12 protein-coding genes and 1 pseudogene are annotated in these 13,429 nt (G+C 29.7%); 3 read left to right on the top strand and 10 right to left on the bottom strand.

Going from position 1 to position 13,429, the window contains the following annotated elements; all coding sequences use genetic code 11:
• Window positions 1-77 precede the first annotated feature (77 nt).
• On the bottom strand, window positions 78-1,322 hold the full coding sequence (locus tag ACQ629_RS01570; protein ID WP_483706210.1) for an efflux RND transporter periplasmic adaptor subunit: 1,245 nt from the start codon (window positions 1,320-1,322) through the stop codon (window positions 78-80).
• Window positions 1,323-1,486: 164 nt separating this feature from the next.
• On the opposite strand from ACQ629_RS01570, the gene ACQ629_RS01565 reads away from it, so the two are divergent.
• The 3 genes from ACQ629_RS01565 (at window position 1,487) to ACQ629_RS01555 (ending at window position 5,181) form a co-directional block, all read left to right on the top strand.
• Window positions 1,487-2,860, top strand: a complete 1,374-nt coding sequence (locus ACQ629_RS01565) for a sigma-54-dependent transcriptional regulator (protein WP_483706209.1) — start codon at window positions 1,487-1,489, stop codon at window positions 2,858-2,860.
• A gap of 1 nt (window position 2,861) precedes the next feature.
• Window positions 2,862-4,190: a sensor histidine kinase gene (locus tag ACQ629_RS01560; protein WP_483706208.1), complete on the top strand. Its 1,329-nt coding sequence runs from the start codon at window positions 2,862-2,864 to the stop codon at window positions 4,188-4,190.
• A gap of 577 nt (window positions 4,191-4,767) precedes the next feature.
• Window positions 4,768-5,181: a helix-turn-helix transcriptional regulator gene (locus tag ACQ629_RS01555; protein WP_483706207.1), complete on the top strand. Its 414-nt coding sequence runs from the start codon at window positions 4,768-4,770 to the stop codon at window positions 5,179-5,181.
• Window positions 5,182-5,237: 56 nt separating this feature from the next.
• Here ACQ629_RS01555 and ACQ629_RS01550 read toward each other — a convergent pair.
• From ACQ629_RS01550 to lpxD, 9 genes and pseudogenes are all read right to left on the bottom strand, one after another.
• A pseudogene (locus tag ACQ629_RS01550) lies at window positions 5,238-5,336 on the bottom strand (SDR family oxidoreductase); the annotation flags it as partial.
• A 677-nt stretch (window positions 5,337-6,013) separates the two neighbouring features.
• On the bottom strand, window positions 6,014-6,730 hold the full coding sequence (locus tag ACQ629_RS01545) for a hypothetical protein (protein WP_483706206.1): 717 nt from the start codon (window positions 6,728-6,730) through the stop codon (window positions 6,014-6,016).
• A gap of 62 nt (window positions 6,731-6,792) precedes the next feature.
• Window positions 6,793-7,539 (bottom strand): 3-oxoacyl-[acyl-carrier-protein] reductase, encoded by a 747-nt coding sequence (gene fabG / locus ACQ629_RS01540; protein WP_483706205.1) that lies wholly within the window; start codon window positions 7,537-7,539, stop codon window positions 6,793-6,795.
• A gap of 115 nt (window positions 7,540-7,654) precedes the next feature.
• Window positions 7,655-8,533: a succinate--CoA ligase subunit alpha gene (sucD, locus tag ACQ629_RS01535; RefSeq protein ID WP_483706204.1), complete on the bottom strand. Its 879-nt coding sequence runs from the start codon at window positions 8,531-8,533 to the stop codon at window positions 7,655-7,657.
• Window positions 8,534-8,598: 65 nt separating this feature from the next.
• Window positions 8,599-9,525: a UDP-3-O-(3-hydroxymyristoyl)glucosamine N-acyltransferase gene (locus ACQ629_RS01530; RefSeq protein WP_483706203.1), complete on the bottom strand. Its 927-nt coding sequence runs from the start codon at window positions 9,523-9,525 to the stop codon at window positions 8,599-8,601.
• A 36-nt stretch (window positions 9,526-9,561) separates the two neighbouring features.
• A complete protein-coding gene (efp, locus tag ACQ629_RS01525) occupies window positions 9,562-10,128 on the bottom strand; it encodes an elongation factor P (protein WP_315944901.1) in 567 nt (188 codons plus the stop codon).
• Window positions 10,129-10,191: 63 nt separating this feature from the next.
• The gene (gene lpxA, locus ACQ629_RS01520) at window positions 10,192-10,977 is read right to left on the bottom strand and encodes an acyl-ACP--UDP-N-acetylglucosamine O-acyltransferase (protein WP_483706202.1); all 786 of its coding nucleotides are present in this window, start codon (window positions 10,975-10,977) and stop codon (window positions 10,192-10,194) included.
• A gap of 4 nt (window positions 10,978-10,981) precedes the next feature.
• On the bottom strand, window positions 10,982-12,373 hold the full coding sequence (locus tag ACQ629_RS01515) for a bifunctional UDP-3-O-[3-hydroxymyristoyl] N-acetylglucosamine deacetylase/3-hydroxyacyl-ACP dehydratase (RefSeq protein WP_483706201.1): 1,392 nt from the start codon (window positions 12,371-12,373) through the stop codon (window positions 10,982-10,984).
• Complete coding sequence (lpxD, locus tag ACQ629_RS01510; RefSeq protein ID WP_483706200.1) at window positions 12,366-13,406, bottom strand: UDP-3-O-(3-hydroxymyristoyl)glucosamine N-acyltransferase; 1,041 nt, start codon at window positions 13,404-13,406, stop codon at window positions 12,366-12,368. The genes ACQ629_RS01515 and lpxD overlap by 8 nt, the downstream gene beginning before the upstream one ends.
• Between the last annotated feature and the right edge of the window lie 23 nt (window positions 13,407-13,429).

The following is a 13,429-nucleotide window of genomic DNA, read 5'->3' as shown; positions in this document are numbered from 1 at the left end:
TCTTTAAATTTATTACTTAATAGTTCTCGACTGCGCTCGAAATGACATTAACTTTATTACTTTGCAACTTTTAAACTCTAATCTATATTTACCTCTTCCATTTTCTGAAAATCATCATAGCTAGAAGTAATTACTTTATCTCCCTCCTTTAAACCTTCTATAACCTCGTAATAAAAAGGATTTTCTCTACCAATTTTAATGTTTCTTTTTACTGCTTTATTATCCGAGTCTAAAACAAAAACCCATTTACCGTTAGTACTTTGATAAAACAATCCTTTAGGTATTAATATAGCTTTTGTTCTACTTGATAAAAATACTTTACTTTTTAAAGACATACCTCTTTTTATGTTATTTGATAAAGTATCTTTTTCAAATAATAATTCTACTTTAAATTGTCCGCCTTTAACTTCAGGATAAATTTTTGATATGGCTATTTTATAGTTTTCAGTATTTACAGAAACACTTCCTTTAATTCCTTTTTTAAGTTTAGAAATATAGTATTCATCTACATTTGCTACTAATTTATAACCATCTAAAACATCCATTTTCCCGATTGGCTGTCCTTGATTATAATTTTCTCCTAATATTGGATTAAAAGAAGATAACAAACCATCTACAGGCGCTTTTACAGTAAAGTTTTCTTTATTTTTTCGTAACAACTCTAAGCTTTTCTCCATATTATTTAATGATGAATTTATACTTAATAATTGTAAATATCTGCTCCTTTTTTCTTCTGAAACACTTTTTTTAATTACGCCATTTCTCTCTTTTTGATATGAGTGTTCTTGAGCCGATTTTTCATAATCATTTTTTGCTATAACTCCTTTCTCAAATAATTTCTTATCTAAATCGTATTGGCGTTTTGCATTTCTAAAATCATTATTAATACTCAATAATTGCTGATCTAAACTCAATTGCTGATTTTTAATACTTACACGTAAATTTCTTAAATTATTAATTTGCTCGATCATTGCAGTTTCTTGCGTTAAATAATTTAACTCAGCATTCGGATTGTAGACTTTTAATAAAGGCGTTCCTTTTTTAATCATTTGTCCACTTTCTACAAAAACTTCAGAAACAGAGCCACCCTGAATAACATTTACTAAAACAGAAGTTTTTGGCTCAACTGTACTATTAAATAAAATTACATCTTCAAAATCTCCTCGAGTAACTTCTCTAATACTTAAATTATCTTTATTAATGTTAACTTGTTTTTTACGTGTTAAATTCATTAAAATAACACTCATTAATAAGACGATTGGAATTCCCCATAATAGCATCTTTTTAGTTGTTTTATTTTTAGTTTGTAGCTGCTTATCCATTATAATTTGTCTTCGTTTGGCATAGTTAAGTCCATAAATATGCCATTAGAGAACACATGATTAAAACACTAATAATTAAGTATTTGTGTTTTTTATTAGTTTTATATGTGTTCAAAAACGAACATTTTTTTGTTCATATTCAAACAATTGACTAACTATGTAATATGAGAAAAAAAGAAGCAACCATATTGATAGTAGATGATGATGATGACATTTTATTTTCTGCCAGAATAAGTTTAAAGAAATATTTTACCGAAATTATAATAGCTAATAATCCGAAGAAAATAAGTAATCATTTAACTTCTTCAACCCATATAGATGTTGTTTTGTTAGACATGAATTACCGTATTGGTTATGAAGATGGTAAAGAAGGTTTGTATTGGCTAAAGCATATTAAAGAAGTTAGCCCGGAAACTACCGTGCTTTTAATGACAGCTTTTGGTAGTGTTAATTTAGCTGTTGATGCTATTAAAAAAGGAGCTACTGATTTTATATTAAAACCTTGGAACACCGAGAAGTTATACGGAATTGTAAATTCAGGAATAGAATTATCGCGTTCTAAACGAAAAACAACACAGTTAGAAACAGTTCAGAAATTAAACGATAAAGATTTTCATCAACAAACAGAACATATTATTGGTACTTCGCTAGCAATGAAATCGGCTGTTGGCTTGGCGCAAAAAGTAGCGCCTACAGATGCTACTATTTTAATTTTAGGTGAAAACGGAACAGGTAAATACGTGTTTGCAAAAGAAATACATTTAAAATCCGAAAGAAAAAACCATCCTTTTATTCATGTCGATTTAGGTTCTTTAAATGAAAATTTATTTGAAAGTGAGTTATTTGGTTATGCTAAAGGAGCTTTTACAGATGCTCATAAAGATACTATTGGTAGATTTGAATTAGCAAAAGGCGGTACTATTTTTTTAGATGAAATAGGTAACCTCCCACTCCATTTACAATCTAAATTATTAACTGTTGTTCAGAACAGAAAAATAACACGTTTAGGTGAAGGTAAAGAACGCCCTATTGATGTACGCATTATTTGTGCTACAAATGCTAATGTTCATAAAATGGTAGAAGAGCAATTGTTTCGTCAGGATTTGTTGTTTAGAATAAATACCATCGAATTAAACTTGCCGCCGCTTCGAGATCGTGTTGGTGATGTTGAGTTACTTGCGAATCATTTTTTGAAGAAACTAAACCAAAAATACCGAAAAAAAATAATAGGCTTTACTTCACAAGCTATCTCTGGTTTAAAAAAATATCATTGGCCTGGAAATATTAGAGAAATAGAACATATTGTAGAACGTGCAGTAATTATAACAGATAACACTGAAATTCAATTAGAAGATTTACATTTTTCAACTAAAAAACTAGAAGCTACATTGGCTAATAGTTTAAACTTAGAAGAAACTGAAAAGTTGTTAATAGAACAAGCTTTACAAAAGCATCAAGGTAATATTTCTCGTGCCGCAAAAGATTTAGGTTTAACCCGTGCTGCACTATATAGACGCTTAGAAAAACATCAATTATAAAATGGGAAAACCTCAATTTATTCATATTCTCTTTAGAGTTTTACTATTAATAGTAAACGGAATTCTAATTTTTTTCACCTATTTAAACGGATACTCAATTAACACTATAGGGTTTTCTTTTTTGTTTATTTTTCAACTATTTTTATTTTTTGATTATTTAAAAAAACTGTTTTCTGATATCGAAAAATCGATAGACTGTTTATTACATGATGATTATTCAAATACTTTTTCAACTAAAAAAAGAGAGAATCCGTTACACAACAAAACTGCTTTATTATTAGAAAAAAACCGAAAGAAAAGTCTTTTAAAAACTTCAGAAGCGTTAATTCTTACCAATATTATAGAAAGTTTAAGTACAGGTGTTCTTATTTTAAGAAAAGACACGAATCTACAAATTGAAGTATTTCAAATTAATAAAGCGTTTACCAAATTTTTAAAAATACCTAAGTTTTATAATTGGAGTTTACTGAAAGGTAAACTAGGTAACCTTGTTAACTTTATATCTAAATGGGAAGAAGTTAAACATACTATTAGTATTGATGTAAACGATATAAAAGAAAGTTTTTTCTTAAAAACCTCGGTTACACAAACCAATCAATATGAGTATTTAATTATTTCATTAGAAACGATTCAGCAATTAATTGATAAAAAAGAAAAAGAAGCTTGGTATAAATTAATGAATGTAATGTCTCACGAAATAATTAATACCATTACTCCTATTAGTAGTTTAGCTGAAAATTTAGATTCTCTTTTACAAGAAGATCAAACCGATGAAGAAACAATGCAAGAGTTATCGAAAGGATTGCAAATAATTAAACGTCGTTCATACCATTTAACTTCTTTTGTAGATACTTACAGAAAGTTGGCAGAATTACCTTTGCCGCAAAAAGTAAATGTAGATCTTACTAAAATTATTGAAAATACTTTAGCACTTTTTCAACAAGAATTTTTATCTAAAAAAATACATATAGAATTCGATGTTTATAAAAAGATAATTATTAATGCTGATAAGCAACAAATAGAACAAGTACTTATAAATTTACTATCTAATTGTTTGTATGCTTTAGTGGCTATTGAAAATCCAAAAATCACAATTAAATTGCATCAAGAGAGTAACCGAATAAACTTATCTGTTATAGATAACGGTATTGGTATTTCTAATGATATTAAAGACAACATCTTTATTCCATATTTTACAACCCGAAAAGACGGTTCTGGAATTGGCTTAACTTTAAGTAAAAGTATTATGGAAGCTCACAACGGAACAATTCGGTTTGTATCACATACAAATGAGACTTGTTTTAAGTTAACTTTTAGAAATATCATGTAATTTACAATTGTAAATTAGTTATTTATTGACATTCAAGTTTAAATAATCCAACAAGTATTTATAAATATACTAGCATATATTAAACCTATTTACAATTGTAATTATAAACGAAAGCCATTATCACACTATTTTAGGTATATATATCTTAAATGAAGTAGTTTATCTGTTAATTAATGTATAGTATTTGTATATATAGCATAACTCTTTATTAAACCTCTTAAAAAATACGTAATTATGGATTTTCAAGAGCTATAACTCTATTTATTAGTTAGTAAATATCCATCTTTTACATTAACAAACACGTATTTACATATGTAAACAACCACTTAATCAAAGTTGTATATTTACAAGTGTATTTAGTATGTTACTTTAGTAACAATGGCCTAATTCACGGAAACTATTGAAAACCTCTATAACCAAACCATAAATAACTGTATTTTAGTTATTTACTACTGTTTACCTAGAGTTTTAATAAAGCGTAAATAACGTTGTTAAGTTGTTTTATTAAATTTTCACCTTAATTTACAATTGTGTATCTTTACAGTTCATATATGTAATTTACAATTGTAACCTATCTATGGATTTACTTACTCGTTTAAAAGAAATAATTGCTCACTATAATTTAACATCGTCAACTTTTGCTGATACTATAGAAGTACCACGCTCTAGCATATCGCACCTATTGTCGGGTAGAAATAAACCTAGTTTAGATTTTGTTATGAAAGTGGTTGATAAATTCCCAGAAGTTGATTTGTATTGGTTATTATATAATGAAGGGTATTTTCCTAAAAAAGAAAAAGAAATCGCTATTGAAAAATCAACAGTTAATATTAAAGACGAAAAAGAAGCACCTTCTCTATTTTCTAAAAATACGATATCCGAAGAAGAACCTGTAATTAATTCAAATACGCAATTCTCAGGAAGTACTAAAAAACTACGAAAAGTAGTTCTTTTATATACTGACGGAAGTTTTGAAGAGTTTAACCAATAAAAAAAAGCAGCAATTTTAAATTGCTGCTTTTTTTTATATTTTTATAATCTATGTTACTATGTTAACATTCCTCCATCTACAGATAAAGTTTGTCCTGTAATATAAGAACTCATATCAGAAGCTAAAAACACGCAAGCATTTGCAATATCTTTTGGTCATCCTCCTCTTAAAGGAAATAATTACTTATAATTATTTAATATCTTCTACTTTTTCCCTATAAAATATAAGCACCATGATTTACTGTATCTAATCTACTATCAGTAAAAATAAAGCCCTGCTTATATTTTTTTATAAAAATGATAGCTAAATTTTCAAAGTCTATTTCTATAGGTTTTTATATAATCAAAAATATTTTCCTACAAAATAAAAAATGCTATTGTTCAAAGACTAATAGCAAACATAAAAGAAGAACAAGAAGCTCCTTCTCTATTTTCTATAAATACTATATTCGAAGAGGAACCTATAAATAATACAAATACGCAATTTTAGGAAATTCTAAAAAGAGAATAAATTTCTTCAATGAAATTAAAAATATTTTAGTTCTATATGATGCTGGAACCTTTGAAGATTACAAAAAAATGAGGCCTTATATATTTTTACTCTAAAGACTTAACTAATATAATGTAGCAATAATTACGTTGATATTTTTTATATTTAATTATATAACCATTAATAATTATGTTCTGAATTCTCTTCCTAAAATTTACCTTAAATGAGTTTAGTAATTTCGCTGTAATGAATGTTCTTTTTATAAGCACAAATCCCTAAAATAAAAATCCTATATCAATTTAAATTGATATAGGATTTTTTGAATTTATTATATTCTAAAAATTTATTTCCCAAAACCTCCACTTCCTGCGTCACAAGGATAAAAAACTTTACTTATCTGTTTCACACAACCTCCATCATTACTAATAGTAGCGGTTAAAGTAAATGGATCTAAACTTGCAGCAGCTACATGAACTTGAGAAGCTCCTGATTGAGATGTAACTGTTCCATAATCTACTGACCAAGTAACATCATCATTATCACCTGCATAGTTTAAATGATATCTCCCATATGGATGAGAAGCTGGAAAACAAGCATCAATATCTTCTATAATTGTTCCAGAGATTCCTGCACATGGATTGGGACAATCTCTTTCTGATAAAGTAAGTATATCCCCACAATGAATACCAGTAGGGTCGCTATGTTCATAAACATCTACTTCAAGCTCACCTCCTGTAAAATTATCTACATCAAAACTAACTTCTACAGTTTGATTTGTACTAATGCCATCAATACTCATACTACCAGATTTTACTGTCCATTTAAATATAGGATTAGAAAACCCAGAAATAGGATATGAATAAGTTATTTTGTTACCAGAAGTAGATACTTTTAAAATATTATCACAAGCAGCTCTAGCACTTTTAACTAAATCTTTTTTTGTAGAGATTTCAGTTAACGTTTCATCTTGTAATAGATTTTCATTTTCAGAACATCCAATAAATATTATTGCAAATGTCATTGTAATAGCAATTGCAATTGGCTTAATTAAATTTTTCATAGAATTTTATTTTTTTTTAAATTAGTACCTCAATATACATTAAAATTCTATTTTAGAAAAAATTATGTTAACATCCCTCCATCTACAGATAAAGTTTGCCCTGTAATATAAGAACTCATATCAGAAGCTAAAAACACACAAGCATTTGCAATGTCTTTTGGTGATCCACCTCTTTTTAAAGGAATTTCATTACGCCATCCTTCAACTACTTTTTCATCTAATTTTGCAGTCATTTCAGTTTCAATAAATCCAGGAGCAACTACGTTACTTCTAATATTTCTTGAACCTAACTCTAATGCTACAGATTTAGAGAATCCTAAAATTCCAGCTTTTGATGCTGCATAATTCGCCTGACCTGCATTACCTTTTAATCCAACTACAGAACTCATGTTTATAATAGAACCTGCACGTTGTTTCATCATCGGACGAATTACTGCTTTTGTTAAATTAAAAACCGATTTTAAATTTACTTCAATTACTTTATCAAAATCTGTTTCTGAAATACGCATTAACAAATTATCTTTCGTAATACCAGCGTTATTTACTAATACATCAATCGTTTTAAATTCTTCTAAAACGTTTTTTGCTAATTCTTGCGCCGCATCAAAATCTGCTGCATTTGATTGGTATCCTTTTGCTTTTACACCTAAATCTGTTAATTCATTTTCTAAAGCAGTTGCTGCTTCAACAGATGAACTATAAGTAAATGCAATGTTACACCCTTGATTTGCAAATTCTAAAGCAATTCCTCTTCCGATTCCTCTTGTTGCTCCAGTAATTATTGCTGTTTTATTTTCTAAAAGTTTCATTTATTAGTTGTTTTTAATAAGTCAAATATAAAAAGAAAAATCCTGCTAAAGAATACTCTTTAACAGGATTTTTAAGAAATATAATCTAAACCTTTAACAGCTTATTATCGATAAATTATTTAGATAACACTTTTGCTACCATTTCACCAATTTTAGCTGGAGATTCAACAACGTGAACTCCGTTTTCTGCTAAAATCTTCATTTTCGCTTGAGCAGTATCATCGTCACCACCTACAATTGCACCTGCATGCCCCATTGTTCTACCAGCTGGTGCAGTTTGCCCTGCGATAAAACCAATAACTGGCTTACGGTTACCGTCAGCTTTAATCCAACGAGCAGCTTCCGCTTCTAAGTTTCCACCGATTTCACCAATCATAACGATTGCTTCAGTTTCATCATCATTCATTAATAACTCAACAGCTTCTTTTGTTGTAGTTCCAATAATTGGATCTCCACCAATACCAATTGCAGTAGTAATACCAAATCCTTGTTTTACAACCTGATCAGCAGCTTCATATGTTAATGTTCCAGATTTAGAAACGATACCTACTTTACCTTTTTTGAAGATAAATCCTGGCATAATACCAACTTTAGCTTCATCTGGAGTAATTACTCCAGGACAGTTAGGTCCAACTAAAGTACAACCTTCTAATTGATCTATATAAGATTTAACTTTTACCATATCAGCAGTAGGAATTCCTTCAGTAATACAAATAATTACTTTAATTCCTGCTTCAGCAGATTCCATAATAGCATCAGCAGCAAATGCTGGTGGTACAAAAATAATAGAAGTATCTGCTCCTACTTTTTGCACAGCTTCATCAACTGTATTAAAAACTGGTTTACCGATATGCTCTTGACCTCCTTTACCTGGTGTTACACCTCCTACGACATTTGTACCGTAATCGATCATTTGACCAGCGTGAAAAGTACCTTCACTACCTGTAAATCCTTGAACTATAATTTTTGAATCTTTATTTACTAAAACACTCATTGGTCTATTTTTATTTAATTTTAAGCATCACAAAAATAGTTTTTTGTAATTGATTTGTGAAACTTTTATTTCTTTTTTTGTTCTCTCAGAAATTGTTTAATTCCTGCTAACTCTTTTAACTTTTCTCTTGATTCTGAAATTGGTGTACCAAAATACGATTTTCCTCCTGCTACAGATTTTGTAACTCCTGTTTGCCCAAGAATAACAGCACCTTTACCAATAGTTATTCCGCTATTGGTTCCTACTTGTCCCCAAATTGTTACTTCATCTTCAATAATAACACAACCTGCAATACCTGTTTGAGATGCAATTAAACATTTTTTACCGATAACCGTATCATGGCCAACATGCACTTGATTATCGATTTTTGTTCCTGCGCCAATTGTAGTATCTCCTGTTACTCCTTTATCAATAGTACAAGAAGCTCCTAAATCTACATTATCTTTCAAAACTACTCTTCCTCCTGAAATTAGTTTATCAAATCCTTCGGGTCTGTTTTTATAATAAAAAGCATCAGCTCCTAAAACAGTATTTGCATGTATAGTTACGTTATTACCAATAACTGAATTACTATAAATAGTTACATTAGGATGAATTACACAGTTTTTACCGATAGAAACATTATCTCCTATAAAAACATTTGGTTGAATAATTGTTCCTTCACCTACAATTGCACTATTAGAAATACTTTCTTTTGATGCTATAAACGGATTAAAATATTTGGTGATTTTATTAAAATCACGAAAAGGATCGTCAGAAATTAATAAAGATTTTCCTTCAGGACACGCTACTTCTTTGTTTATTAAAATAGTTGTTGCTGCCGAATTTAATGCTTTATCGTAATATTTAGGGTGATCTACAAAAACAATATCACCTTGCTCTACAACATGTATTTCATTAATTCCTTTTACTGGAAAATTTTTATCCCCAACAAAATCAACCTTTAATAAGGCTGCTATTTGTTCTAAGGTTTGTGTTTGCTTAAATTTCATTGTAAAAAAGAAATTCCCGCTTTAGCGGGAATCGTTTTATTCTTTAACTCTTTCTTGGTACGTTCCTTTGGTTGTTTCTACTTTAATTTTATCCCCTTCATTAATAAATAGCGGCACATTTACAATTGCTCCAGATTCCATTGTTGCTGGTTTTGTTGCATTTGTTGCTGTGTTTCCTTTTACTCCTGGTTCTGTATGCGTAACTTCTAAAATAACACTTGCAGGCATATCTACAGATAAAGGCATGTCGTCTTCAGAATTAATAATAATAGTTACCACTTCTCCTTCTTTCATTAAATCTGGCGAATCTAATGCGCTTTTTTCTAATGTAATTTGAGTATAGTCTTCTTGATTCATAAAATGAAAAGTTTCCCCTTCTTTATATAAATATTGAAATTTATGTGTTTCAACCCTAACATCATCAATTTTTCTTCCTGATGGGAATGTATTATCAACTACTTTACCGTTTGTTACACTTTTTAATTTTGTTCTTACAAAAGCAGGTCCTTTTCCTGGTTTAACATGTAAAAATTCAACAACTTTATAAATATCGTTGTTGTATCTCATGCATAATCCGTTTTTAATATCTGATGTTGTAGCCATTCTATAATTTATTTTATGTTGAAGTAATTATTTACTAATTTTTTCAACTATTTAATTTTATGCTTAATTTGATTTAAAATATCCTTTCATAATTCCACGATGCGAATCTTTTATAAACTGTATAACTTCATCACGCTCTGAAGTTGCCTCCATTTCTGCTTCAATTATATCAATCGCTTGTGAATTATTAAAATTTTGCTGAAATAAAATTCTATATATATCTTGAATTTCTCTGATTTTCTCTGTGCTATATCCTCTTCTACGTAAACCTACTGAATTAATACCAACGTATGATAATGGTTCACGAGCTGCTTTTACAAAAGGTGGTACATCTTTACGAACCAAAGACCCTCCGGTTACAAAAGCATGGTTACCTACTGAAGCAAATTGGTGTACTGCAACCATACCTGCTAATACGACATTGTCACCAACAGTTACGTGACCTGCTAAAGTGGTGTTATTTGAAAAAATACAGTTTTCTCCTACAAAACAATCATGTGCAATATGGCAATATGCCATTATTAAACAATTGTCTCCAATCACAGTTTTCATTCTATCTGAAGTACCTCTGTTTATTGTAACACATTCTCTTATGGTAACATTGTCGCCAATTACAACTGTTGTTTCTTCATCATCAAATTTTAAATCTTGAGGAATGGCAGAAATAACTGCACCTGGGAAAATTCTACAATTTTTACCGATACGAGCTCCTTCCATAATAGTAACATTAGATCCTATCCAGGTTCCTGAACCAATTTCTACATTAGAGTGTATGGTTGTAAAAGGTTCTATCACAACATTTCGAGCAATTTTAGCTTGTGGATGTACGTATGCAAGTGGTTGATTCATAAAACTATTGTTTTTTTGCTATTTGTGCCATTAATTCTGCTTCTGCTACTACTTTACCGTTTGCATAAGCATAGGCTTGCATATGACAAATACCTCTTCTAATAGGTGTTATCAACTCACATTTAAAAGTTAACGTATCTCCTGGCAATACTTTTTGTTTAAACTTAACATTATTCATTTTCATGAAATAAGTTAAATAATTTTCTGGGTCAGGCACCGTATTTAATACTAATACACCTCCACATTGTGCCATTGCTTCTACTTGTAAAACACCTGGCATTACTGGTGCTCCTGGAAAATGGCCAACAAAGAAATTTTCGTTCATTGTTACATTTTTCATTCCTACCACATGTTTATCTGATAGCTCTAAAATTCTATCAATCAATAAAAATGGTGGTCTGTGAGGTAAAACTTCCATTATTTGATGAATATCCATTAATGGCGGAAGGTTTAAATCATATTTAGGAACGTTATTACGTTTCTCTTGCTTAATTATTTTTGCTAATTTTTTAGCAAATAATGTGTTTACTAAATGCCCTGGTTTATTTGCAATAACTTTACCTCTTATTCGAGTACCAACTAATGCTAAATCACCAATTACATCTAATAGTTTATGACGAGCTGCTTCGTTAGCCCAATGCAGTTCTAGATTGTCTAAAATACCGTTAGACTGTATTTTTATATCTTTTTTATTAAAAGCTTTCTTTAATTTTTCAGTAGTACTGGCAGACAATTCTTTATCAACATATACAATGGCATTATTTAAATCACCACCTTTAATAAGATTATGCTCTAATAACATTTCAATTTCATGTAAAAAACTAAAAGTTCTTGCTGCTGAAATATGTTCTTTAAAATCTGAAATTTTATCTAAAGTTGCATTTTGAGTTCCTAAGATTTTAGTTCCAAAATCAACCATTGCAGTTACTTGGTACTCATCAGAAGGCATTAAGATAATTTCACTCCCTGTAGCTTCATCTTTATAAGAAATAATTTCTTTTACAATATACTCTTCAATCGGTGCGTCTTGCTCTACAATTACTGCTTCTTCTAATGCCTTGATAAAAAACTTTGAAGAACCATCCATAATAGGAGGCTCTGAAGCATCAATCTCAATAATTAAATTATCGATATCTAAACCTACGGCTGCTGCTAAAACATGCTCTGATGTTTGAATTTGCACACCTTTATTCTCAATATTTGTTCCTCTTTGAGTATTGGTTACAAACTCTGCTTTTGCTTGAATAATTGGGGAACCTTCTAAATCAACTCTTACAAATGCAAATCCGTGATTTATTGGAGCTGGTTTAAATACCATTGTTACTTCGTTTCCTGTATGCAATCCTACACCAGATAACGTAATTTCGTTTTGTATTGTTTTTTGTTGCTTACTCATTTTTTATTTTTTGAGCATTAAACTCTTTTTCAATTTTATGTATTGTTGATGCAAGCTTTGGTAAGTTTTTAAAGTAAACATATGATTTACTATAATTTGAATATCCAAATGCTGGTGTTCCTTGAACTACATCATTATCTTTTATACTCTTGCCTACTCCTGATTGTGCTTGTATTCTTACGTTATTACCAATAGTAATATGACCTACAATACCTACTTGGCCACCAACCATACAGTTTTCACCAATTTTCGAAGAACCGGCTATACCTGTTTGAGATGCAATTACGGTATTTTCACCTATTTCAACATTGTGAGCAACCTGTATTTGATTGTCTAACTTCACCCCTTTTTTAATAATAGTTGAGCCTAATGTGGCTCTATCTATAGTAGAATTTGCTCCTATATCTACATTATCATCAATAATAACGTTTCCTATTTGGGGTATCGTTTTAAATTCACCACTCTCTGTAGGTGCAAACCCAAAACCATCTGAACCAATAACACTTCCTGAATGAATTTTACAATTCGCTCCTATTTCTGTTTCAGAATAAATTTTTACTCCTGCATAAATAGTAGTGTTATCTCCTATTTTTGTATTATCTCCAATATAAGAATTTGGATAAATCTTTACATTTTCTCCTAAAACAACATTTTCTCCAATATACGCAAAAGCTCCAATGTATTCATTTTCTCCTACAATTGCAGAATCAGCTATGAAATGTGGATTCTCACGTCCTTGCTTATTATTTTTTACTTCATTATAAAATTCTAATAATTTAGAAAATGAAGCATATGCATTATCAACCTTTATTAAAGTAGTGGTTATTTCATTTTCTAACTCAAAATTTTTATTTACTATTGCTATACTTGCCTTAGTAGAATATATATATGAATTATACTTTGGGTTAGATAAAAAAGTAAGAGAACCTTCTGTTCCTTCTTCTATCTTAGAAAGTTTAGAAACCTCTGCTTTAGGATTACCTACAATTTCCCCTTCTAATATGGCTGCTATTTGTTCTGCTGTAAATTTCATTGGATGCAAAAGTAATTATTTTT

This window comes from Tenacibaculum sp. SM2510 (assembly GCF_057002845.1).
This window is presented reverse-complemented; position numbering and strand designations above follow the sequence as displayed.